23 protein-coding genes are annotated in these 23,271 nt (G+C 71.5%); 5 read left to right on the top strand and 18 right to left on the bottom strand.

The window, feature by feature from the left end:
* Positions 1-82 precede the first annotated feature (82 nt).
* The 7 genes from hisF to hisD are packed head-to-tail and all read right to left on the bottom strand — an operon-like array spanning position 83 to position 6,190.
* Positions 83-895 (bottom strand): imidazole glycerol phosphate synthase subunit HisF, encoded by an 813-nt coding sequence (gene hisF / locus CSR00_RS14420; RefSeq protein ID WP_176562059.1) that lies wholly within the window; start codon positions 893-895, stop codon positions 83-85.
* Positions 892-1,707 carry an inositol monophosphatase family protein gene (locus CSR00_RS14415; protein WP_099023092.1) on the bottom strand — a complete coding sequence of 272 codons (816 nt, stop codon included), beginning with the start codon at positions 1,705-1,707 and terminating at the stop codon, positions 892-894. Before CSR00_RS14415 ends, hisF begins: the two co-directional genes overlap by 4 nt.
* A gap of 5 nt (positions 1,708-1,712) precedes the next feature.
* Positions 1,713-2,459 (bottom strand): bifunctional 1-(5-phosphoribosyl)-5-((5-phosphoribosylamino)methylideneamino)imidazole-4-carboxamide isomerase/phosphoribosylanthranilate isomerase PriA, encoded by a 747-nt coding sequence (priA, locus tag CSR00_RS14410; protein ID WP_099023091.1) that lies wholly within the window; start codon positions 2,457-2,459, stop codon positions 1,713-1,715.
* Positions 2,460-2,482: 23 nt separating this feature from the next.
* A complete protein-coding gene (gene hisH / locus CSR00_RS14405; RefSeq protein ID WP_099023090.1) occupies positions 2,483-3,106 on the bottom strand; it encodes an imidazole glycerol phosphate synthase subunit HisH in 624 nt (207 codons plus the stop codon).
* On the bottom strand, positions 3,103-3,711 hold the full coding sequence (hisB, locus tag CSR00_RS14400) for an imidazoleglycerol-phosphate dehydratase HisB (protein ID WP_099023089.1): 609 nt from the start codon (positions 3,709-3,711) through the stop codon (positions 3,103-3,105). The genes hisH and hisB overlap by 4 nt, the downstream gene beginning before the upstream one ends.
* Positions 3,708-4,853, bottom strand: a complete 1,146-nt coding sequence (locus tag CSR00_RS14395; RefSeq protein ID WP_099023088.1) for a histidinol-phosphate transaminase — start codon at positions 4,851-4,853, stop codon at positions 3,708-3,710. The genes hisB and CSR00_RS14395 overlap by 4 nt, the downstream gene beginning before the upstream one ends.
* Positions 4,850-6,190, bottom strand: coding sequence for a histidinol dehydrogenase (hisD, locus tag CSR00_RS14390; RefSeq protein WP_176562058.1), 1,341 nt, complete (start codon positions 6,188-6,190; stop codon positions 4,850-4,852). The genes CSR00_RS14395 and hisD overlap by 4 nt, the downstream gene beginning before the upstream one ends.
* Before the next feature lie 78 nt (positions 6,191-6,268).
* Here hisD and CSR00_RS14385 point away from each other — a divergent pair, with 78 nt between their 5' ends.
* Entirely contained in the window at positions 6,269-6,904 is a 636-nt protein-coding gene (locus CSR00_RS14385; protein ID WP_099023087.1) for a LysE family transporter, read from the top strand.
* A gap of 31 nt (positions 6,905-6,935) precedes the next feature.
* On the opposite strand, the gene nadC is transcribed toward CSR00_RS14385, so the two are convergent.
* The 3 genes from nadC to nadA are packed head-to-tail and all read right to left on the bottom strand — an operon-like array spanning position 6,936 to position 10,485.
* Positions 6,936-7,814: a carboxylating nicotinate-nucleotide diphosphorylase gene (gene nadC, locus CSR00_RS14380; RefSeq protein WP_099023086.1), complete on the bottom strand. Its 879-nt coding sequence runs from the start codon at positions 7,812-7,814 to the stop codon at positions 6,936-6,938.
* A gap of 2 nt (positions 7,815-7,816) precedes the next feature.
* On the bottom strand, positions 7,817-9,439 hold the full coding sequence (locus CSR00_RS14375; RefSeq protein ID WP_099023085.1) for an L-aspartate oxidase: 1,623 nt from the start codon (positions 9,437-9,439) through the stop codon (positions 7,817-7,819).
* Positions 9,436-10,485 (bottom strand): quinolinate synthase NadA, encoded by a 1,050-nt coding sequence (gene nadA / locus CSR00_RS14370; RefSeq protein WP_099023084.1) that lies wholly within the window; start codon positions 10,483-10,485, stop codon positions 9,436-9,438. Before nadA ends, CSR00_RS14375 begins: the two co-directional genes overlap by 4 nt.
* A gap of 45 nt (positions 10,486-10,530) precedes the next feature.
* Here nadA and CSR00_RS14365 point away from each other — a divergent pair, with 45 nt between their 5' ends.
* Together CSR00_RS14365 and CSR00_RS14360 are read left to right on the top strand one after the other, a co-directional pair.
* Complete coding sequence (locus tag CSR00_RS14365) at positions 10,531-11,223, top strand: NUDIX hydrolase (RefSeq protein WP_099023105.1); 693 nt, start codon at positions 10,531-10,533, stop codon at positions 11,221-11,223.
* 78 nt (positions 11,224-11,301) lie between these two features.
* Positions 11,302-12,648 carry a lipase family protein gene (locus CSR00_RS14360; protein ID WP_099023083.1) on the top strand — a complete coding sequence of 449 codons (1,347 nt, stop codon included), beginning with the start codon at positions 11,302-11,304 and terminating at the stop codon, positions 12,646-12,648.
* An 81-nt stretch (positions 12,649-12,729) separates the two neighbouring features.
* On the opposite strand, the gene CSR00_RS14355 is transcribed toward CSR00_RS14360, so the two are convergent.
* The 4 genes from CSR00_RS14355 to bioB all read right to left on the bottom strand — a co-directional run bounded on the left by CSR00_RS14355 (position 12,730) and on the right by bioB (position 16,434).
* Positions 12,730-14,265 (bottom strand): SulP family inorganic anion transporter, encoded by a 1,536-nt coding sequence (locus tag CSR00_RS14355; RefSeq protein WP_099023082.1) that lies wholly within the window; start codon positions 14,263-14,265, stop codon positions 12,730-12,732.
* 240 nt (positions 14,266-14,505) lie between these two features.
* On the bottom strand, positions 14,506-15,183 hold the full coding sequence (locus tag CSR00_RS14350) for a DUF2567 domain-containing protein (protein WP_099023081.1): 678 nt from the start codon (positions 15,181-15,183) through the stop codon (positions 14,506-14,508).
* Positions 15,180-15,416, bottom strand: a complete 237-nt coding sequence (bsaP, locus tag CSR00_RS14345) for a biotin synthase auxiliary protein BsaP (protein ID WP_407662444.1) — start codon at positions 15,414-15,416, stop codon at positions 15,180-15,182. The genes CSR00_RS14350 and bsaP overlap by 4 nt, the downstream gene beginning before the upstream one ends.
* A gap of 16 nt (positions 15,417-15,432) precedes the next feature.
* Positions 15,433-16,434 carry a biotin synthase BioB gene (gene bioB / locus CSR00_RS14340; RefSeq protein WP_328514712.1) on the bottom strand — a complete coding sequence of 334 codons (1,002 nt, stop codon included), beginning with the start codon at positions 16,432-16,434 and terminating at the stop codon, positions 15,433-15,435.
* Between the two features lie 183 nt (positions 16,435-16,617).
* On the opposite strand from bioB, the gene CSR00_RS14335 reads away from it, so the two are divergent.
* A complete protein-coding gene (locus CSR00_RS14335) occupies positions 16,618-17,217 on the top strand; it encodes a TetR/AcrR family transcriptional regulator C-terminal domain-containing protein (RefSeq protein ID WP_099023078.1) in 600 nt (199 codons plus the stop codon).
* Positions 17,218-17,241: 24 nt separating this feature from the next.
* Here CSR00_RS14335 and CSR00_RS14330 read toward each other — a convergent pair whose 3' ends face one another.
* The 4 genes from CSR00_RS14330 to CSR00_RS14315 form a co-directional block, all read right to left on the bottom strand.
* Entirely contained in the window at positions 17,242-17,778 is a 537-nt protein-coding gene (locus tag CSR00_RS14330) for a 2'-5' RNA ligase family protein (RefSeq protein WP_099023077.1), read from the bottom strand.
* A gap of 1 nt (position 17,779) precedes the next feature.
* Positions 17,780-18,460 (bottom strand): dethiobiotin synthase, encoded by a 681-nt coding sequence (bioD, locus tag CSR00_RS14325; protein ID WP_099023076.1) that lies wholly within the window; start codon positions 18,458-18,460, stop codon positions 17,780-17,782.
* Complete coding sequence (locus CSR00_RS14320) at positions 18,457-19,605, bottom strand: 8-amino-7-oxononanoate synthase (RefSeq protein WP_099023075.1); 1,149 nt, start codon at positions 19,603-19,605, stop codon at positions 18,457-18,459. The genes bioD and CSR00_RS14320 overlap by 4 nt, the downstream gene beginning before the upstream one ends.
* 61 nt (positions 19,606-19,666) lie before the next feature.
* Positions 19,667-20,983, bottom strand: a complete 1,317-nt coding sequence (locus tag CSR00_RS14315; protein ID WP_099023074.1) for an adenosylmethionine--8-amino-7-oxononanoate transaminase — start codon at positions 20,981-20,983, stop codon at positions 19,667-19,669.
* 107 nt (positions 20,984-21,090) lie between these two features.
* Between CSR00_RS14315 and CSR00_RS14310 the strand changes: the two genes are divergently transcribed.
* Positions 21,091-23,265, top strand: coding sequence for an acetyltransferase SucT (locus CSR00_RS14310; protein ID WP_099023073.1), 2,175 nt, complete (start codon positions 21,091-21,093; stop codon positions 23,263-23,265).
* The last annotated feature ends 6 nt before the right edge of the window (positions 23,266-23,271 follow it).

The raw sequence follows: 23,271 nt of genomic DNA, 5'->3' as shown, positions 1-23,271 counted from the left end.
TCCCCGGTGCTCACCGCACCCTGCTCCCCGGTGCTCACCGCACCCTGCTCCCCGGTGCTCACCGCACCCTGCTCCCCGGTGCTCACCGCACCACGACCCCCGCGGCCGCCATGGCCGCCTTCACCTCGCCGATGGTCAGCTCCCGGAAATGGAACACGCTGGCGGCCAGCACCGCGTCGGCCCCGGCCGCCACCGCGGGGGCGAAGTGCTCGACCGCCCCGGCCCCGCCGCTGGCGATCACCGGGACCTCGACGGCGGCGCGGACCGCGCGCAGCATGGGCAGGTCGAATCCCGCCTTGGTGCCGTCGGCATCCATCGAGTTCAGCAGGATCTCCCCCACGCCCAGCTCGGCGCCCCGGGTGGCCCACTCGACGGCGTCGATGCCGGTGCCGCGCCGCCCACCGTGGGTAGTGACCTCCCAGCCCGACGGGGTCGGCGCCGAGCCCGCCGGCACCGTTCGGGCGTCGACGGACAACACGATGCACTGCGAACCGAACACCCGCGACATCTCGGCCAGCAGGTCGGGCCGGGCGATGGCGGCGGTGTTGACCGAGACCTTGTCGGCCCCCGCGCGCAGCAGTACGTCGATATCGTCGACCGACCGGATGCCGCCCCCGACGGTCAGCGGAATGAACACCTGCTCGGCGGTGCGCTGCACCACGTCCAGCATGGTCGCCCGGCCCGACGAGGACGCCGTCACGTCCAGGAAGGTCAGCTCGTCGGCGCCCTCGGCGTCGTAGAAGGCGGCCAGTTCCACCGGATCCCCGGCGTCACGCAGGTTCTCGAAGTTCACGCCCTTGACCACCCGTCCGTCGTCGACGTCCAGGCACGGGATGACCCGGGTGGCCAGCCCGACTTCGGCGGTGTTCGAGGCGGTGCTCGCAGGGGTGGTCACAGGTAATCCTCCGGGGCTCCGACTGCGGCGATGATCTCCAGGACCCGCTCGTGCACGCCGGGCGCGGCGGCCAGCACCGACCTCGACTCCGGCGACCAGGGGGTGCCACCCAGGTCGGTGACGATGCCACCGGCCGACCGCACCAGGGCGGCCCCGGCGGCGTGGTCCCAGACATGGTGGCCGAAGCTGATCGCCGCGCCCAGGATGCCCGCCCCGACGTAGGCCAGATCGATGCCGGTGGCGCCGTGCATCCGCACGCGCGAGCACTCCCGGCTCAGCTCGGCCAGCACCGCGGCCCGGTACCGGCCGGGGAAGCGGCCGCGCGAATCGATGTTGAAATTCTGTATCCCCACGATGGTTTCGGCCAGTGGCGGCGACGACAGGGGCGGCAGGGCCACCCCGTTGGCCCGGAACGGGCCACCCGCCATCGCGGTGTAGCGCTGCCCCATGAACGGCAGCCACGTCAGCCCCAGCACCGGCTCACCCCGGTGGAGCAGCCCCAGCAGGATGGCGGCCAACGGGGATCCGGCGGCGTAGTTGAAGGTTCCGTCGATGGGATCCAGCACCCACACGGTCTCGGAATCGATCGGCTCCCCGCCGAACTCCTCGCCGTGCGCGCCGATTCCGGTGCGCTCGGCGAGTGCCTTGACGACCTGGCGCTCGATCGCCAGGTCCACCTCGGTCGCGAAGTCGTTGCCCTTCTTGAGGACCGCAGAGTCGGCGCGGTGACCGGCGATGAACGGTTCGGAGGCCTCGTCGAGGATCTCGGCGGCGATGGCCGTCAGCTCGGCTAGCCGGTCGGGCTCGATCATCGCGCCTACCCGCTGACCGCGGACAATGCCTGCGGCAGCGTGAAACGCCCTGCGTAGAGGGCCTTCCCGACGATCGCCCCCTCCACCCCGCGGCCGGTCAGCGTGGCGATGGCCCGCAGGTCGTCCAGGCTGGAGACCCCGCCGGAGGCGATCACCGGCGCGTCGGCGCGCTGGGCGACGGCGTCGAGCAGTTCCAGGTTCGGGCCGGTCAGGGTGCCGTCCTTGGTGACGTCGGTGACCACGTAGCGGGAACAGCCTTCACGTTCCAGGCGGTCGAGCACCTCCCACAGATCCCCGCCGTCGCTCTCCCAGCCGCGCCCACGCAGCCGGTGGGTGCCCTCGGCCCTGGACTGGTCGATCTGCACGTCGAGTCCGACCGCGACGCGCTCACCGTGTTCGGCGATCGCCCGGGCACACCACTGCGGGTTCTCCAGTGCCGCGGTGCCGATGTTGACGCGGGCGCACCCGGTGGCCAGAGCCGCCGTCAGGGACTCGTCATCGCGGATTCCGCCGGACAGCTCGACGTCGACGTCGAGCTTGCCGACGACCTCGGCGAGCAACTCCCGGTTGGAGCCGCGACCGAAGGCGGCGTCGAGGTCGACCAGGTGAATCCACTGCGCGCCGTCGCTCTGCCAGCCCAGGGCTGCCTCCAGCGCCGACCCGTACTCGGTCTCACTGCCGGCCTTGCCCTGCACCAGCCGCACCGCCTTGCCGTCGACGACGTCGACCGCGGGCAGCAGGATCAATGGCACCTTCGCGCCTGAAGCGTTCAAAGTTACAGTCCCTCAACCCAATTCGCGAGCAGTGCCGCACCCGCGTCACCGCTCTTCTCCGGATGAAATTGCGTGGCCGACAGCGGCCCGTCCTCCACGGCGGCCAGGAAGCGCTCGTGGTGGGTGGCCCACGTCAGCAGCGCGTCGGGACCACCCTCCCAGCTCCGCGCGGCGTAGGAATGCACGAAGTAGAACCGGGTGTCGGGGCTGATGCCCTTGAACAGCAGGCTGCCCGGGGCGGAGTCGACGACGTTCCACCCCATGTGCGGGATCACCGGGGCGTGCAGGCGCGTGACCGACCCGGGCCACTGTCCGCAGCCCACCGACTCCACCCCGAACTCCACCCCGCGGGCGAACAGAATCTGCATGCCCACACACACGCCCAGGACCGGACGGCCCGCGCGAACCCTGTCGTCGATGATCTTCTCGCCGCCGATCCCGCGCAGCCCGGTCATGCACGCCTCGAACGCGCCGACGCCGGGAACCACCAGTCCGTCGGCCGCCAGCGCTGCCGCCGCGTCGGCGGTGACCTCGACCTCGGCCCCCACCCGTTCCAGCGCGCGCTGCGCCGAACGCAGGTTGCCCGAGCCGTAGTCGAGGACGACGACCTTCCTGGCAGCGCTCACAGGGCGCCTTTGGTCGACGGGATCCCGCTGATCCGGGGATCGGGCTCGACCGCCTGACGCAGCGCACGGGCCACGGCCTTGTACTGCGCCTCGGTGATGTGGTGCGGGTCGCGACCGTAGAGCGTGCGCACGTGCAGGGCGATGCGCGCGTTGAACGCCAGGGATTCGAACACGTGGCGGTTGATCACGGTGTGGTAGGGGGCGCTGGAGCCGGCGATGGTGAAGTCCACCATGTACTCCGGTTCGCCGGTGTGCACGAAGTACGGCCGGCCGGACACATCCACCGCGGCGTGGGCCAGCGCCTCGTCCATCGGGATGAAGGCGTCGCCGAACCGGCGGATGCCCTTCTTGTCCCCCAGCGCCTGGCCCAGCGCGGTGCCGAGCACGATCGCGGTGTCCTCCACCGTGTGGTGCGCCTCGATCTCGATGTCCCCCTTGGCGCAGACCTTCAGGTCGAAGCTGGCGTGGCTGCCCAGCGAGGTCAGCATGTGATCGAAGAAGGGCACACCGGTGTCGACGTGGACCTGCCCGGTTCCGTCGAGGTCCAGCTCGACGACGATGTCGGATTCCTTGGTCTTGCGTTCGACCTTCGCCAGGCGACTCACTGTGCTCCTACCGTTGAGACGAGTTCGGTACCGGCCAGCCGCGCACTGGCATCCAGCAGCGCGTCGTTCTCCGCGGCCAAGCCGGTGGTGGCGCGCAGATAGCCGGGAATACCGACGTCGCGGATCAAGATCCCCATGTCGAGGTAACGCTGCCAGGTCGAATGGGCGTCGGCGAACTGACCGAAGAGCACGAAGTTCGCGTCGCTGGGTACCACCCGGAACCCCATGGTACGTAGCGCTTCTGACACCCTCTCACGCTCGGCGATCAACGTCGCCACACTGCCGAGGGTGTCGTCGGCGTGGCGCAGCGCGGCGCGCGCGGCGGCCTGGGTCAGCATCGACAGGTGGTAGGGCAACCGCACCAGCAGCAGCGCCTCGATGACCGCCGGCGCCGCGGCCAGATACCCCAGCCGCCCGCCGGCGAACGCGAAGGCCTTGCTCATGGTGCGGGTGACCACGAGCCTGGCGGGGAATTCCCCGATCAGTTCGACGGCGCTGGGCTGTGAGGAGAACTCGCCGTAGGCCTCGTCGACGATCATGATGCCGCCGGGCGTCGCGGACAGCGCCTCCAGCACACGACGCAGGTCGGGCAGCGGAACACTCTGCCCGGAAGGGTTGTTGGGGCTGGCCACGAAGACCACGTCGGGCCGGCGCAGCGTCACCGCGGAGATCGCGGCCTCCACGTCCAGACCGAAGTCCTCGGAGCGCGCCGCCTCGATCCACTCGGTCTGCGTGCCGTCGGAGATGATCGGATGCATCGAATACGACGGGACGAACCCGATGGCGCTGCGGCCGGGGCCACCGAACGCCTGCAGCAGCTGCTGCAGTATCTCGTTGGAACCGTTGGCCGCCCACAGATTCTCCACGCCCAGCCGGACCCCGGTGGCCACGGTCAGGTAAGCGGCCAGATCGGTCCGCAGGGCCACCGCATCCCGGTCCGGGTAGCGGTGCAGCTCACCGGCCACCTCACGCACCGACCGCACGACGTCGTCGACCAGCGCCGCCGTCGGCGGGTGCGGGTTCTCGTTGGTGTTCAGCCGCACGGGAACCACCAGTTGCGGTGCGCCGTACGGTGATTTGCCGCGCAGGTCCTCACGCAGCGGGAGATCGGCCAGGGTCACCTGGCCGCCGGGGCTGGTCACCGCTCGAACCTCCGGCGCACCGCTTCACCGTGCGAGGGCAGGTTCTCGGCCTTGGCCAGGATGATCACGTCGCCGGCCACGTCCTTGAGCGCGGCCTCGGTGTAGTCGACCACGTGGATGCCCTTCAGGAAGGTCTGGACCGACAGTCCGCTGGAGTGCCGGGCACATCCGGCCGTCGGCAGCACGTGGTTGGATCCCGCGCAGTAGTCACCCAGGCTCACCGGGGAGAACGCGCCCACGAAGATCGCGCCCGCCGAACGGATCCGGGTGGCGACCCGGGCCGCGTCCAGTGTCTGGATCTCCAGGTGCTCGGCGGCGTAGGCGTTGACCACCCGCACGCCCTCGTCGAGGTCGTCGACGAGCACGGTGGCCGACTGCCTGCCCGACAGCGCCGTGGTCACGCGCTGGCGGTGCACGGTCGTCTCCAACTGCCGGGTCAGCTCGGCGTCGGTCGCGGCGGCCAGCTCCGGGCTGGGCGTCACCAGCACACTGGCCGCCATCTCGTCATGCTCGGCCTGGCTGATCAGGTCGGCGGCGACGTGGACGGGGTCGGCGGTGTGGTCGGCCAGAATCGCGATCTCGGTGGGGCCGGCTTCGGCGTCGATGCCGACCTGCGAGCGGCAGATCCGCTTGGCGGCGGTGACGTAGATGTTGCCGGGACCGGTGATCATGTCCACCGGGGCCAGCTCGTCGCCGGTGGTGTCGGTGCCGCCGTAGGCCAGCAGCGCCACCGCCTGCGCCCCGCCGACCGCCCACACCTCGTCGACGCCGAGCAGTCGGGCCGCCGCCAGGATGGTCGGGTGGGGCAGGCCGTGGAAGACGCCGTGGCCGGAGGCCTGCGGGGGGCTGGCGATGACCAGCGACTCCACCCCGGCGGTCTGGGCCGGCACCACGTTCATGACCACGCTGGAGGGATAGACCGCGTTTCCGCCGGGCACGTACAGACCGACGCGCTCGACGGGCACCCAGCGCTCGGTGACCGTGGCGCCGGCGGCCAGCTCGGTGGTGGTGTCAACCCGGCGCTGGTCGGCGTGCACGGTGCGGGTGCGGTCGATCGCGACCTGCAGCGCGGCGCGGACCTCGGCGTCCAGGCTGCTCAGCGCCTCCTGCAGCGCCTCCTGCGGGACCCGCACCGCCGCCGGGCGCACCCCGTCGAACGACTCGCCGTAGTCGAGTGCGGCCGCGGCGCCCCGGGTGGCGACGTCGTCGACGATCGGGCGCACCTTCGGTACCACCGCGTCGACGTCGACACCCCCGCGCGGCAGCGCGGCACGCAACTGGGCGGCCGACAGGGGGCGGGCGCGCAGGTCGATCCGGGACATCTCAAAACCAGCCATCACCGCAATTGTCCCTGATCGGTCCAGCCGAATAAAAATCGTTTGAGCTGCGAGGCCGCCGGTTGGCACACTGCCGCGATGGAACCGCAACTGTGGTTGGCCTTTCTGGGCGCGGCGATCGCCATCAGCGTGTCGCCCGGCGCCGGTGCCATTCTGTCCATGGCCACCGGCCTGTCGCACGGTCTGCGCCGTAGCTACTGGGCCATCGTCGGGCTCGAAATCGGGCTGATGACGCAACTGTTGCTGGTCGCGGTGGGGCTGGGCGCGGTGGTCGCCAGCTCGGCGCTGGCCTTCACCATCATCAAGTGGCTCGGGGTCTGCTACCTGGTCTACCTGGCGGTCCAGCAGTGGCGCAACGGTGCCATCGACCTGCGGGCCCGGATGCACGGCGCACAACCCGCCGGCGGGTGGTCGATGCTGGTCCGGGGCACCCTGGTGAACGTCAGCAACCCCAAGGGGCTGGTCTTCCTGCTGGCGGTGCTGCCTCAGTTCGTGGTGCCCGCGGCGCCGCTGCTGCCCCAGTACCTGGCGATCGGGGCGACGATGGTCGTGGTCGATCTGGTGGTTATGGGTGCCTACGCGGGGCTGGCCGCGCGGCTGCTGGGCTGGCTGCGCACCCCGCGCCAGCAGACTTTGCTGAGCCGGACGTTCTCGGGGCTGTTCGCCGGTGCGGCGGTGATCCTATCCCTGGTGCGCCGCGGCGCCGCGGTGTGACGGCGCCCGGGCCTCACGTGCCTCACACGTCTCACATGTCTAGGCCGATGTCGAGCACCCGCACCGAATGGGTGAGTGCCCCGACGGCCAGATAGTCGACGCCGGTGCCGGCGTAGCCAGCGGCATTCTCCAGGGAGAGCCCGCCGGAGGATTCCAGCTTGACCCCCGGTGCGCGCGTATCGCGGCGCTGCACGGCGATCTGGGTCTCCCAGATGGCGAAGTTGTCCAGCAGCACCAGCGCACCGGGTTCGCCGAGGTCCTCGGAGAGTACGTCGTCGAGCTCTTCCAGGGAGTCGACCTCGACCTCGCACGGCAGCCCGGGTGCGGCCGCGCGCACCGCCCGCAGTGCGGCGACCACCGAACCCGCCGCCGCGACGTGGTTGTCCTTGATCAGGGCGGCGTCGCCGAGCCCCATCCGATGGTTGAATCCCCCACCGACGCGCACCGCGTACTTCTGCAGTGCCCGCAATCCGGGCAGCGTCTTGCGGGTGTCGCGGATCCGGGCGGCGGTGCCCTCGACCGCGGCCACCCACGCCGCGGTCGTGGTGGCGATCCCCGACAGGTGGCAGACCAGGTTGAGCATGGTGCGTTCGGCGGTCAGCAGTCCCCGGGTCTGCGCCTCCACGGTCAACAGCGAGTCCCCGCGGCGCAACCGGTCGCCGTCGTCGGCACGGCCCAGTACCCGGTAGCCGCCGGGGCCGACCACCTCATCGAGCACCAGCAGGGCGATCTCGACACCGGCGGCCACACCGTCCGCCCGGGTCACCATCGCCGCGGTGCTGACCGACGCGGCGGGCACGGTGGCCTCGGTGGTGACGTCGGGACCGTAGCGCAGGTCCTCCTCGAGGGCGCGTTCGATGGTGGCGCGCGCCTCGGCGAGCAGCGTGTCGTCCAGGGTGGCCCGCGACATCGTCAACACACCGCCGCCGGCACGGCCGGCGCCTCGACTCGCGCGCCGGCCTCGACGCGGTCCCCGCACAGCCGCACGGTACGGCTGTGGGCCTGGGCCGGGTCGGCTTCGGTGTGGTCGGCCCGGTGGTGGCAGCCGCGGCTCTCGGTGCGCGCGGCGGCCGCCGCCGCGAGCGCCCGCGCCGTCAGGGTCAGGGCGACGTCCTCGAAGGCCCGCCGCGACGTGACCCGCACCGTGGTTGCCTCGTCCAGTGCGTCGGAAAGCGCGGCCAGACCCGGGCCGGTGCGCACCACCGAACCATGCCGCGACATCGCCGCCTGCAGCCGTGCACGGTCCAGTGCGGCACCCGCGACCGCCTCGGGCAACCGGGCCCGCACGGTGCCGGCGGCCACCGCGTGCGCGGCGGCCTCGCCGCCGGCACGCTCACCCACGACCAGCCCTTCCAGCAGGCTGTTGGAGGCCAGCCGGTTCGCGCCGTGCATCCCGGTCCTGGCGACCTCACCGGCGGCGAACAGGCCGGCGACCCGGGTGCGGCCCGACACGTCGGTGACCACGCCCCCGCAGCTGTAATGCGCCCCGGGCACCACCGGAATCGGTTGCCGCGCCGGGTCGATCCCGGCCGCGCGGCAGGACGCGGTGACGGTGGGGAAACGCACCCCGAAGTCGGCGATGCCGCGGGCGTCGAGGAACACGCACTCGTCGCCGCTGCGCTGGAGCCCGGCGTCGATGGCGGCGGCCACCACGTCACGGGGGGCCAGGTCGCCGAGGGGATGAACCCCGGCGGTGACCGAGTCCCCGCGGGCGTCGATCAGCCGTCCGCCCTCGCCCCGGATGGCCTCGGTGATCAACGGCCGCCGGCCGGCTCCCGGTCCGGTATGGAGCCCGGTATAGAGCATCGTGGGATGGAACTGGACGAACTCGATGTCGGCGACGTCGGCACCGGCCCACAACCCCAGCGCGACGCCGTCACCGGTGGACCCCTCGGGGTTGGTGGTGGCGCGGTAGAGGTGCCCCAGGCCTCCGGTGGCCAGGATGACCGACGGCGCGTGGATCACCCCCTCGCCGTCGTTGCTGCGCACGAGCACACCGGTGACCCCGTTGGTGTCCCGCAGGATCCGCAGGACCGCATGGCCGTGGCGGATGTCGAGGGTCGCCGCGGCGGCGTCCAGGGCCCGCTGCACCTCGGCGCCGGTGGCGTCACCGCCGGCGTGGATGATGCGGCGCCGGGAGTGCCCGCCCTCGCGGGTCAGTGCCCACCGGCCGGGGGTGGATTCGTCGAAGTGCGCGCCGTCGGCGACCAGCCGGACGACCGCGCGGTAGCCGTCGGCGACGATGGAACGAACCGCCTCCGGCTCGCAGAGCCCGCCGCCGGCGGCCAGGGTGTCCTGCACGTGCGACTCGATCGAGTCGTCGGTGTCCGGCAGCACGACCGCCAGCCCGCCCTGGGCGTAGAAGGTCGCCGTGGATCCGTGCCCGGCGCCGGCCTTGCTCAGCACGACGACCTTGCTGCCGGCGCGGTGGGCGGCCAGCCCGGCGGCCAGCCCGGCCACGCCGGTACCGATCACGACGACATCGGCGCGCTGTTGCCAGCGTCCGACGCCACCGCAGGCGGGCCCGGCGGTCATTCCCCGCCGCCGGGCTGACCGATCCCGATCATCCGTTGCACGCTGGCCCGGGCCAGGCGCGCCGTCTCCGGGTCGACGTCCACCTCGTCGGCGCCCTCGATCAGGCAGCGCAGCAATGCCGCCGGGGTGATCATCTTCATGTACCGGCAGCTCGCCCGGTCGTTGACCGCCTGGAAGTCGATATCCGGCGCGGCCCTGCGCAACTGGTGCAGCATCCCGACCTCGGTGGCCACCAGCACCTGGCGCACACCCGTGGCCCCGGCCTGCCGCGCTTCGTCGAGCATGCCGCCGGTGGACAGGATCTTGACCCGGTCGGCGGGGACGGCACCCTCACCGGCCAGGTAGAGGGCCGAGGTGGCACAGCCGCATTCGGGGTGCACGAACAGCTCGGCGTCGGGGTGGCTGCGGGCCTGCTCGGCCAGCTCGTCGCCGTTGATCCCGGCGTGGACGTGGCATTCGCCGGCCCAGACGTGCAGGTTCTTGCGCCCGGTGACCCGCCGCACATGGGCACCGAGGAACTGGTCGGGGCAGAACAGCACCTCGCGGTCCTCGGGGATGGACGCCACGACCTCCACGGCGTTCGACGAGGTGCAGCAGACGTCGGTCAGCGCCTTGACCGCCGCGGTGGTGTTGACGTAGGAGACCACGACGGCGTCGGGATGCTCGTCCTTCCAGGCCCGCAGTTCGTCGGCGGTGATCGAGTCGGCCAGCGAGCAGCCCGCCCGCTGGTCCGGGATCAGCACCGTCTTGTCCGGGGACAGGATCTTGGCGGTCTCGGCCATGAAGTGCACACCGCAGAACACGATGGTGTCCTCGGGCGCCTCCGCGGCGATCCGGGACAGCGCCAGCGAGTCCCCGACGTGGTCGGCGACGTCCTGGATGGCCGGCAACTGGTAGTTGTGCGCGAGCAGGGTGGCGCCGCGCAGCGTGACCAGCCGTTTGATCTCGGCAGCCCATTCCTCGTCGCCGTCGACCCCCCAGTAGCCCTGGGGGCCGTCCTGGATCCGTGCTGCGAGCCCGGTATCGAGGCGGTCCAGCACCGTCATGACCGCTCCTTTCGCCGTCGAGGTTTTCGACTTATGATCGAAAACATGACCAATGGTAACACCGCCCACGAGGTGCTCGCCGTGGTCTTCCAGGTTCGCCGCCTCGACACGCCGAAGCCGCAGCTCAGCGTGCTGCTCTGGGAACGGGCGATGGATCCGCAGCGCGGCGCGTGGGCGCTGCCCGGCGGCAGCCTGCGTCACGACGAGGACATGACGAGTTCAGTCCGCCGTCAACTGGCCGAGAAGGTCGACCTGCGTGAGATCGCCCACCTGGAACAGCTGGCGGTGTTCTCCGATCCGCACCGGGTGCCGGGGGCCCGCACCATCGCCACCACGTTCCTGGGCCTGGTGCCCTCCCCCGCCACCCCCGAGCTGCCGCCGGACACCCGCTGGCACCCGGTCAGCGCCCTGCCGCCGATGGCCTTCGACCACGGCCCCATGGTGGCCCACGCCCACGCCCGCCTGGTGGCCAAACTGTCGTACACCAACATCGGATTCGCCCTGGCCCCCAGGGAATTCGCCCTGTCCACGCTGCGCGACATCTACAGCGCCGCACTGGGCTACCAGGTCGACGCCACCAACCTGCAGCGCGTGCTGGCGCGCCGCGGAGTGATCACCCGCACCGGCACCACCGCGCCCGCCGGGCGAAGCGGCGGGCGCCCGGCCGCGCTCTACCGATTCACCGACTCGCTGCTGCGGGTGACCGACGAGTTCGCCGCGCTGCGCCCACCGACCTGACCCCCCGATTGGAAATTTAAGGGTTCACTAAGAGACAATGCTCTTTCGGGGTCGTTTCGCCCCCGGAAGGGAGTCCGCATGGAGCTCGGCAACGCGACCGCCTCGACGGCGGCCTGGATCGGCCGGCCGCAGCACGAACCGATCCGGTCCGGTCGCCGGCCCACCCTTCCCGCGCAGGATCCGTTCTATCTGCCCCCACCGGGGTTCGAGCACGCCGAACCGGGCACCGTGTTCCGCACCCGCGACGTCGAACTCGCGTTTCTGGGCCTCATCCCCCAGCAGTTCACCGCCGTGCAGCTGCTCTACCGCACGACGGACATGCACGGTGAGCCCGCGGCCGCGGTGACCACCGTGATGACACCCGCCGAGCGCGGCGAGGGGCCGTGTCCGATCGTGTCCTACCAGTGCGCGATCGACGCCGTGGCCGGGCGCTGCTTCCCCTCCTACGCACTGCGCCGCGGCGCCCACGCCCTGGGCTCGCTGGCGCAGCTGGAATTCCTGCTGGTCGCGGCCGCGCTGGCCGAAGGCTGGGCGGTGTCGGTCCCGGACCACGAAGGCATCGAAGGCATGTGGGGCGCACCGCACGAACCGGGCTACCACGTACTCGACGGCCTGCGCGCCGCGGTGGCCTGCGACCGGCTGGATCTGGACGCCGAGGCGCCCGTCGGCCTGTGGGGGTATTCCGGCGGCGGGCTGGCCACCGCCTGGGCCGCCGAGACCGCCGGGCGCTATGCACCCGAGCTCAACATCGTCGGCGCGGTGCTGGGCTCGCCCGTCGGCGATCTGGGTCACGCCTTCCGCCGGCTCAACGGCAGTGTGTACTCCGGGCTGCCGGCCATGGTGGTGGCGGCACTGTCGCACATCTACCCCGAACTGGACCGGGTGATCTCCGAGCACGCCACCGACGCGGGCAAGGCGATGCTGGCCGAGGTCGAGGAGATGACCACCGTGGCCGCGCTGTTGCGGATGGCCGGCCGGGACATGGGAACCCTGGTCGATCGCCCGTTGGAGGAGATCCTCGACCTGCCCGAGGTGCAACGCGTCTTCGCCGACATCAAGCTCGGCGTCGAGGCCCCCGACGTGCCGGTGCTGCTCGTCCAGGCCGTGCACGACCGGGTGATCGACGTCAACGACATCGACGAGCTGGCCCACACCTACGCGCGCGGCGGCTCCCGGGTGACCTACCACCGCGACCTGTTCAGCGAGCACATGCTGCTGCACCCGATGTCCGCACCGATGACGCTGCGCTGGCTGCGCGACCGATTCGCCGGCCGCCCGCTGCACGACCACATCGTGCGCACCAAGTGGCCGACGTTGTTCAACCCGTCGACCTACCGCGGAATGCTGCGGCTGGGCGCCATCACGGCCCGGGTGCTCACCGGCCGTGCCGTGCACCGCTCGCCGCTGTCGCGCTTCGACCTCTGAGTTCCCCCCGCCGACACTGCAGATGTTGTACGCGTCGCCCGGGTGGGCCCGTCACAGTTTGCAGCCTCGGCGAGGCGGCGCCTAGTGCGCCGCACCCAGCCGCCCGGACAGGCGGCCGTGGCGTTCGGCCGAATCCTCGTTCAGCCCAACGATTGTGACGTCCTTGCCCCTGGCGCGGTACTTGGTCTCGATCGCGTCCAGCGCGGCGACGGTGGAGGCGTCCCAGACATGGGAATCGGCCATGTCGATGACCACCTCGGCGGGGTCACCGGTGTAGTCGAACTGATAGACGAGATCGTTGCTGGAGGCGAAGAACAGCTCCCCCGAGACCCGGTAGACGACCCTGTCGGTGCCGCCGGCACCGGTCTCCCTGGTCTTCTGCACGGTCATCCAATGCGCCACCCGGCGCGCGAAGAGCACCATCGCCGTCAGCGACCCGACGATCACGCCGTAGGCCAGGTTGTGACTGACGACCGTGACGACCACCGTGGCGAGCATGACCATCGTCTCGCTGCGCGGCATCCGGCGCAGCGTGGCGGGGCTGATGCTGTGCCAGTCCATCGTGCCGACCGAGACCATGATCATCACCGACACCAGCGCGGCCATCGGGATCATTCCCACGACGTCGCCCAGCCCGACGACCAGCCCCAGCAGGAACACGCCGGCGAGGAACGTCGAGATGCGGGTACGGGCTCCCGACACCTTCACGTTGATCATGGTCTGGCCGATCATCGCGCAGCCGCCCATCCCGCCGAAGAGGCCGGTGACCACGTTGGCCACCCCCTGGCCCCAGCCTTCCCGGGTCTTGTCGGAGTGGGTGTCGGTGATGTCGTCGACGAGCTTGGCGGTCATCAGCGATTCCAGCAGGCCCACCAGCGCCATGGCCAGGGCATACGGAGCCACGATGCGCAGGGTCTCCAGGGTCAGCGGCACGTGCGGCACGAACAGCGCCGGCAGGCTGGAGGGCAGCTGGCCCTCGTCGCTGACGTCGGGAAGGTCGATCCCCCAGGCCAGCGCCGCGACGGTGAGCACCACGATGGCCACCAGCGGTGCGGGCACGGCGGTGGTGATCTTGGGCAGGAACACCATGATCAGCAGGCCGACCGCCACGAACGGATACACCAGGGCCGGCACGCCCAGCAGGTGCGGCAGCTGGGCGGTGAAGATGAGGATCGCCAGCGCGTTGACGAAACCGACCATGACGCTGCGGGGAACGAAGCGCATCAGCCGCGCCACCCCGAACACGCTGAGCAGGATCTGGAACACCCCGGCCAACAGGACCGCGGCCACGAAGTAGTCCATGCCGTACTGACGGGCCAGCGGAGCGATGACCAGCGCGATCGCCCCGGTCGCGGCGGAGATCATCGCCGGGCGTCCGCCCACGAAGGCGATCGTGACGGCCATCGTGAACGACGCGAACAGCCCCACCTGGGGGTCGACGCCGGCGATGATCGAGAACGAGATCGCTTCCGGGATCAGGGCCAGGGCGACCACCAGGCCGGCCAGCACCTCGGTCTTGAGCCGGCGCGGGGAGCGCAGAGCGGCCAGCACCGACGTTCCGGGCTCGCCGGCCTGCGGCACGGTTGAGGGCGTCGACGTCGCGTCGCGGTTAGCCAAGACACTCCAATTCGGGGTCGCCGCAGGGCGGCTTTCACACACACGCGTGCGTCCACCGGGTCACGCGTGCATCCATCGGGTACGGAGAGGCAGGTGCATCAGCGCACTCTCATGCCGGGACCCAGGCCGGTCACCCCCGGCGGGCAGGGCATGCTGCCGCGCCAGAACCTACCGTCAAGCCGGGTCCGAATCCGAATCCGGTGGCGCACATCACGCAGTGATCGGCCGGGGACCGCTGCCCTACTTCGCGGGCCGCTGCCAGGCCGTGGTCACCGCGCCCCCGGTGACCACCTGCGGCAGGTCCGCACCGCGCTGCAGCTGAGGCGGGTAGCCACCGAGGTCGTCGCGGGCGGTCGAGACCGCCAGCAGCGCGTAGACCAGCGCCGCCACCGCCGCCGGCGCCAGCAACGTGGCCACCACCTCCAGCGGGCCGTGCCCGAAGAAGACCGACGGCGCCTCGGTGACGTAATGCACCCGATTCTCCGGGGTCACCGGCGCCGCCGCGATGTCGATCGCGCCGTAACGCAGCCGCGCCAGAGCCGCCCCGACACCGGTGGCGATCGCCGCCGCCGCGACGGCACCGCCCGACAGACCGGCGACCATCAGGGGTCCCCGGTAGGCCCGCCACTGCCAGGCCCAGACCGCGGCCACCACCGCCACCACCGACAACATGCCCAGCATCAGGAACGCGGCCACGAAGAAGTTGTCGGCCTCGTTGCCCAGATAGCCCTGGATCCGGTCACCGCTGCGATTGAGCACGATGACGCCGTGCACCGGGGGCGCCAACGCCGCCCAGAGCAGCCCGACGACCACACCCGCCGCGCACAGCGTGCCGAACACCACCGCCGCCGAGCGCCGGGGGCGAAATCCCGGTACCGCGCCGGGATTCGGGCGCACGCCGCTCCCGGGCGCGGTCATCGCCGCTCCAGTTCGCTGGAATCGACGCGGCCGTGACGCGAACATCTCGCCCACCAGCCGTCGGGACGCACCTGGACGGTCATGCGGCGCCCGCACGCGGCGCAGTATCGCGGCGGTTCCAGACCCAGCTGCGCCGCCGTGGGCACCGCGGCCCCCGTCGCCTGGGTGGACTCGACACCGGTGTAGACGTTGTAGGCGCCGGCCCCGAGGGCGGCGGGCAGATCGTCGACCATCACCCGTGGATGCCGATCACAGGCTCGCGTTGAGCGCCTTGATCGGCATCTGCAGGTCCTCCAGGAGCTCCAGATCCGCCTCGGCCGGCCGGCCCAGGGTGGTGAGGTAGTTGCCGACGATGACGGCGTTGATGCCGCCCAGGATGCCCTGCTTGGCCCCCAGGTCGCCGAGGGTGATCTCGCGCCCGCCGGCGAATCGCAACATCGTGCGAGGCAGGGCCAACCGGAACGCGGCGACGGCCTTGAGCGCCTCGGACGCCGGTAGCACCTCCAGGTCACCGAAGGGCGTGCCCGGCCTGGGGTTGAGGAAGTTCAGCGGCACCTCGTGCGGATTCAACGCCGCAAGGTCGGCGGCGAACTCGGCCCGCTGCTCCAGCGTCTCCCCCATGCCGAGGATCCCGCCGCAGCACACCTCCATGCCGGCCTCGCGGACCATCGTCAGCGTTTCCCAGCGTTCCTCCCAGCTGTGGGTGGTCACGACGTTGGGGAAAAAGGAGCGCGCGGTCTCCAGGTTGTGGTTGTAGCGGTGCACACCCATGTCGGCGAGCCGCTCGACCTGCTCGCCGCTCAGCATGCCCAGCGAGCAGGCGATGTGGATGTCCACCTCGTTGCGGATGGCCTCGATGCCGGCGGCGACCTGAGCCAGCAGCCGTTCGTCGGGGCCGCGCACCGCCGCCACGATGCAGAATTCGGTGGCGCCGGACTTCGCGGTCTGCTTGGCGGCCTCCACCAGGCTGGGAACGTCGAGCCAGGCGCTGCGGACCGGCGAGGCGAACAGCCCCGACTGCGAGCAGAAGTGGCAGTCCTCGGGGCAGCCGCCGGTCTTCAGGCTGATGATGCCCTCGACCTCGATTTCCGGCCCGCACCACCGCATCCGCACATCGTGGGCCAGCGAAAGCAGCGCCTCGAGGCGGTCGTCGGGCAGCTGCAGCACCCGCAGCACCTGATCGCGGTCGAGACCCTCGCCCCGCTCGAGCACCTGCTCGCGGGCCAGATCCAGAACATCGGTGCCGTCGATGGCGGCCTGTGTCACCGGCGCTTCTCCTCCCGATCCACGTCGACCTCGAGGATGCCCTCGCGGTCGAACCCCAGGTCGACATCGAGGTCGAACTCCGGGTCGCAATCCTGCTCCGGCGTGGCGTCCGGCCCCGACGGACCGGCACCGCGCCGAATTGAACGGTGTTCAGGCTAGGCTAGCGGCGTGCAGCTGCACAAACGCGACGTGGTCGCCACCGCGACCCGGATCCTCGACGACTACGGCCTGGCCGACCTGACCATGCGCCGGCTGGCCCGTGAGCTCGAGGTGACCCCGGGCGCCCTGTACTGGCATTTCGCCAACAAACAGCAGCTGTTGGGCGCCGTCGCCGACGACATGCTGGGCCAGGCGCGCGCCGCGGTCCCCGACGGGGACTGGCGCGCCCGGATCACCGAGATCGCCGGTCGGCTGCGCGACGCCCTGCTGTCGCACACCGACGGATCCGAGCTGGTCTCGGCGAGCTTCTCCGCCGGGCAGTCCGAGGCACTCACCGACATCCTGAACGCCCTGGCCGCCGCCGCGACCGACGCCGGGCTGGCCGCCACCCAGGCCGGGCTGGCCGCGCGCACCGTCGTCTACTACGTGCTCGGTTTCACCGCCGACGAGCAGTCGCGGCTGCAGTGGGATGCCGCCGGCGCGCTCCCGGAGGGACAGTCCCTGCTTGCCCCGCCACTCACCGCCGGCGAGGGCCCGGGTGCGGCCTTCGGATTCGGGCTGACCCTGCTGATCGACGGGCTCGCGGTCCGCGGCGGCGTACCGCGCTGATCGTGGCGGGCCCGGGGCGGTCCATCAGGGCCCGACGAGGCGATGTTCGACGCGGGCGTCGCCGTCCCAGCGCCGGAGTCCGCTGAACCGTCCGGTCAGATCGCCGCGGAGCTCGGCGAGCGCCTCCAGCGCGGCGGGCAGGTCCGTGGACCGGATCCGGCGCCCCAGCGTCACATGCGGGGTCCAGTGCCCCGGGCCGGCGTGCGGGAGCACCTCGTGCAGGTGCGGCGCGCACACCTCGAACACCCGCCGCTGCAGCGCCAGCAGCGCCTCGGTCGGGACGATCAGGCGCGCGAGGACCAGCCGGCCCCCGCCGAACACCAGCGGCGCGCCCACCGTGCACTCCAGGGGCAGTGCGTCCGCGAGGTCCGGGAGGGCGGCCAGCTCCTCGTCGACGGCGGCGCCGAGCCGCTCGGCCACCATGACCGTGACGTGCGGGCGGTTGCTCGCCGAGCGATGGCGGGCCTGGCTGGGCAGTCCGGCGTCGTCGAGGGCCGACCACATCCGCCGCACCTGCGCCTCGGTGCGTTCGTCGAACAGCAGCTCGACCGAGTGCACCACCTCAGGCGACCAGCCCGGTGACCCAGCCCGGCTCGAAGACCTGCGCGCTCAGCGCCTCGAACTCCGCCGGGCACAGTGCGCCGGCCCCGACCGGAAGCACCCCGCGCAGCGGCGCCATCCGTGGCAGGGTCGCCCGGTTGGAGATCTCGGCGGGTCCCGGCCGCCGCGGCCAACTCCCGACGATCAGCCCCGCACACGACAGCCCCCGGGAAGCGAGCGCCTCGAGGTTCAGCGCGGTGTCGTTCAGCGTGCCCAACCCGGCCGCGACGACGATGGCGACCGCGGCACCGAGGTCGACGGCCAGGTCGCGCAGCGTGCAGCCGCCCTCACCCAGCTCGACCAGCAGCCCTCCCGCGCCCTCGACGAGGGTCAGGCGCCCCGGCGCGTCGGCGCCGCGGACCGTGTCCACCAGCTCGGCGCGGGTCGGCAACGCCCGCCCGGCCGCCTCGGCGGCCGCCACCGGAGCCAGCGGATCGGGATAGCGCGCCCCGGGGAACAACGCCGAGACCCCCGACAGCCGGCCCGTCTCGGCCAGATCGTCATCGCCCTCGGCGGTACCGGTCTGCACCGGCTTGCACACCGCCACGTCCATACCGGCGAGCCGGGCATGGCAGGCCAGCGCCGCGGTGGCCACCGTCTTGCCCACCCCGGTGCCGGTGCCGGTGACCACCAGCACGCTCATGAGCGTGCTTCGGCCAGCACACCCGCCAGCACCGCACCGGCGCCCTCGAGTTCGTCGGCGGTCAGCGAGGCCCGCGCGGTCAACCGCAGTCGCGACGTCCCCACGGGCACCGTCGGGGGGCGGAAACAGCCCACCCGCACGCCGCGGTCCAGGCAGGCCGCCGCCGCGGCCACCGCCACCTCCGGGTCGCCCAGAATCACCGACACCACCGCCGACTGCGGCTCCTCGGGAACCCCGCACACCCGTGCCAGGGTGCGGGCATGCTCCAGCACGGCATCGGCGCGCCCGGGTTCGGCGGCCAGCAGGCGCAGCGCCGCCGCGGCGGCGCCGAGCGCGGCGGGCGCCAGGCCGGTGTCGAAGATGAAGGTCCGGGCGGCGTCGACCAGGTGGGCGCGCACCGCGGCCGGGCCGAGCACCGCGCCGCCCTGGCTGCCCAACGCCTTGGACAGGGTGGTCGTCATCACCACATCGGGCGCTCCGGCCAGCCCGGTCTCCTGCAGCAGACCGCGCCCGCCGCTCCCCCGCACGCCCAGCCCGTGCGCCTCGTCGACCACGAGCAGTGCACCGTGACGCCGGCAGACCTCGTGCAGTCCGCGCAGCGGGGCCAGCGCCCCGTCGGCGGAGAACACCGAGTCGGTGACCACCAGGGCGCGCTCCTCGTCCCGGGTGGCCAGCGCGCGCTCCACCGCGTCGACATCGCGATGCGGGCTGACCACCACCCGCGCACGGGACAGCCGGCAGGCGTCGACCAGCGAGGCGTGGCAGTACGCGTCGGAGACGATCAGCGATCCGGGACCGGACAGCCCGACCACCGCACCGATGTTGGCGGTATAGCCCGAGGAGAACACCAGCGCCGCCGACGCGCCGACGAAACCGGCCAGGGCGTCCTCGAATTCCTCGTGCAGTTCGGTGTTGCCGGTGACCAGCCGGGAGCCGGTGGAGCCCGCACCCCAGGTCCGCACCGCGGCGATCGCGCCCTCGATCACATCCGGGTGCGTGGCCAGCCCCAGGTAGTCGTTGGAGGCCAGGTCGATGTCGGTGGCCGCGGCGGGCCGGGCCCGCAGGCTCCGGCGCAGACCCGCGGCGCGGCGTTGCCGCTCGACGTCGTCGAGCCAGGCCAGCGGTGAGGTCACGGCGCGCGTCACCGACGCCCCCTAAGAGATCGTCGAGCGGCGCTGAGCGCCGTCGGGCGGACTTGAACAGTGTTCAGGTTAACGCACGCGCGACCGCCACCAGGGCGGAGGCGATCTGGTCGATCTCGTCGGGTGTGCAAATGTAGGGCGGCATGACGTAGAGCAGATTGCGGAAGGGCCGCAGCCACACGCCGTGGTCGAGGGCCACCGGCGTGGCCGCGGCCAGGTCCACCGGACGATCCATCTCGATCACGCCGATCGCCCCCCGGGTGCGGACGTCGGCGACGCCCGGGAGTCCCGCCGCCGGGGCCAGACCGTCACGCAGGCCCGCTTCGATCTGCGCGATGCGCCCGCGCCAGTCCTGGCCCAGCAGAACCTCCACGCTGGCCACCGACACCGCGCACGCCAGCGGGTTGGCCATGAACGTCGGGCCGTGCATCAGCGCCCCCGGCTCCGAGGTGCTGATCGTCTCGGCGACGGCGGCGGTGCACAACGTGGCGGCCATCGTCATGTAGCCACCGGTCAGCGCCTTGCCGACACACATGATGTCCGGACTCACCCCGGCGTGGTCGGCGGCGAACAGTTCGCCGGTGCGACCGAAACCGGTGGCGATCTCGTCGAAGACCAGCAGTACTCCGTGGCGGTCGCAGATGGCCCGCAGATCGGTGAGGTAGCGGGGATCGTGGAACCGCATCCCGCCCGCGCCCTGCACCACCGGTTCGACGATGACACCGGCGATCTCGTCGGCGTGCCGGGTCAGCTGCTGCTCGAAGGCCGCGCTGTAGTCGGGGCGGTAGTCGCGCGGCACCGGCGGTGCGAACACCTGCCGGGCCAGCACGCCGTCCTCGCCGTCCTCGCCGCCGGCCCACAGCTCGTGCATGCCGCCCTCGGGGTCGCACACGCTCATCGGCGCGAAGGTGTCGCCGTGGTAGCCGCCCCGCCACGTCATCATCCGACGCCGGCCGCCGCGCCCCCGCCCGCGCTGGTACTGCAGCGCCATCTTGATGGCCACTTCCACCGACACCGAGCCGGAGTCGCTGTAGAACACGGTGTCCAGGCCCGCCGGGGTGATGTCGACCAGCAGCTGCGCCAGCCGCGCCGCCGGCTCGTGGGTCAGTCCGCCGAACATCACATGGTTCATCACGCCCAGCTGCCGGGTCAGCGCGGCGTCCAGCACCGGATGCCCGTGCCCGTGCACCGCGGTCCACCAGGACGCCATCGCGTCGAGCACCCGCACCTCGCGGCCGTCACGCACCAGCGTCAGCCAGGCGCCGTCGGCGCCGAGAGCCACCAACGGCGGCAGCGCCGTGGGCACCCCGACGGTGCTGTACGGATGCCAGATGTGGGCAGCGTCGACGGCGGCGATCTGCTCAGGAGTCAGCGCACACACGACGCAGCAGCCTAATCCGGACGGCCCGAACCGCCGCCGGGTCCCGGCCCGACGGGGCTCACTCGGCAGGATGCGCTCAGCGAGGTTGGGTAGATTGTCATGCGACCATGATGTTTCTGACCCCGACCCGGCCGGTCCCAGCAACCGTCCCGGAGCCTGTGACCTCGACCGCGATGGGAACCAGGAAATCGGGTTTCTATCGTCACGACCTGGATGGCCTGCGCGGTGTGGCCATCGCGCTCGTCGCTGTCTTCCACATCTGGTTCGGCCGGGTCTCCGGCGGCGTCGACGTCTTCCTGGTGTTGTCCGGGTTCTTCTTCGGCGGCCGCCTGTTGCGCAACGCACTGAACCCCGCGGCCCCCATGGCCCCGGCCCGGGAGGTCGTGCGCCTGGTGCGCCGGCTGCTGCCGGCCCTGGTGATCGTGCTCGCGGCGTCGGCGGTGTTGACGATCCTGATCCAGCCCGAGACCCGCTGGGAGACCTTCGCCGACCAGAGCCTGGCCAGCCTGGGCTACTACCAGAACTGGGAACTGGCCAACACGGTCTCGAACTACCTGCGCGCCGGCGAGGCCGTCAGCCCGCTACAGCACATCTGGTCGATGTCGGTGCAGGGCCAGTTCTACATCGCCTTCCTGGCCGCGGTGGTGCTGCTCACCGCGCTGCTGCGCAAACCGCTCGGCCGGCACCTGCGGGTGTTCTTCATCGTGCTCATCGGCGCCCTCACCGTCGCCTCCTTCGTCTACGCGATCTTCGCCCAGCAGGCCGACCAGGCCACCGCCTACTACAACAGCTTCGGCCGGGCCTGGGAACTGCTGATCGGCGCCCTGGCCGGCGCGGTGGTGGGCTCGCTGCGGATGCCGATGTGGCTGCGCACCACGCTGGCCACCGTCGCCCTGGCCGCGATCCTGTCCTGCGGCGCGCTGCTCGACGGCGTCAAACAGTTCCCCGGGCCCTGGGCGCTGGTGCCCGTCGGGGCCGCGGTGCTGATGATCCTGGCCGCGGCCAACCGGCAGGCCGATCCGCACACCGGCGGCCGGATGCCGCTCCCCAACCGGGTGCTGGCCTGGGGCCCGCTGGTGACCCTGGGCTCCATGGCCTACTCGCTGTATCTGTGGCACTGGCCGCTGCTGATCTTCTGGCTGGCCTACACCGGCCACACGCGGGCGAACTTCTGGGAGGGCGCCGGGATTCTCGCGGTCTCCGGCGTGCTGGCCTACGCGACGATGCGGTTCGTCGAGGAGCCGCTGCGCTACCGCACCCCGGCACCGGCGGCGACGACGCTGGTGATCAAGCCGCCGTGGCGGACCCGGTTGCGCCGGCCCACCATGGTGCTGGGCTCGACGGTGGCGCTGCTGGGCGTCGCGCTGACCGCCACCTCGTTCACCTGGCGCGAGCACGTCACCGTGCAGCGCGCCTCGGGCAAGGAGCTGGCCGGCCTGAGTTCGCGGGACTACCCGGGGGCCCGAGCGCTGCTCAACGGGGTGCGGGTGCCGAAACTGCCGATGCGGCCGACGGTGCTGGAGGCCAGCAAGGATCTCCCCGAGTCCACCGAGGACGGGTGCATCAGCGACTTCCACAACGGCGACCTGATCAACTGCACCTACGGTGACCAGGACGCCACCCGGACCATCGCGCTGGCCGGCGGCTCCCATGCCGAACACTGGCTGACCGCGCTGGATCTGCTGGGCCGGATGCACCACTTCAAGATCGTGACCTACCTGAAGATGGGCTGCCCGCTGTCCACCGAGAAGGTGCCGCGGATCATGGGCAACAACGCCATCTACCCCCAGTGCCATGACTGGGTCGAGAAGACCATGGCCAAGCTCATCGCCGACCGCCCCGACTACGTCTTCACGACGTCCACCCGGCCGTGGAACATCAAGTTCGGTGACGTGATGCCGGCGACCTACGTCGGCATCTGGCAGGCCTTCGCCGACAACGGAATCCAGGTGTTGGCGATGCGCGACACGCCGTGGATGGTCAAGGACGGCAAGCCCTTCGTGGCCGCCGACTGCATCGCCGACGGTGGCACGCCCGACACGTGCAAGGTCAAGCGCTCCGAGCTGCTCGCCGACCGCAACCCGACCCTGGACTTCCTCGAGCGGTTCCCGAACCTGAAACCGCTGGACATGACCGACGCGGTGTGCCGCCCCGACTACTGCCGGTCCGCCGAGGGAAATGTGCTGGTCTACCACGATTCTCACCACCTGACGGCCACGTACATGCGCACCATGACCAAAGAGCTGGGCCGGCAGATGGCCGCCGCCACCGGATGGTGGTGAGGCTCG

Origin of the sequence: Mycolicibacterium palauense, from assembly GCF_002592005.1 — a bacterium.
In the GTDB taxonomy this organism is placed as follows: domain Bacteria; phylum Actinomycetota; class Actinomycetes; order Mycobacteriales; family Mycobacteriaceae; genus Mycobacterium; species Mycobacterium palauense.
The sequence above is the reverse complement of the archived record's forward strand: the minus strand, read 5'-3'. Positions and strand labels throughout refer to the sequence as shown.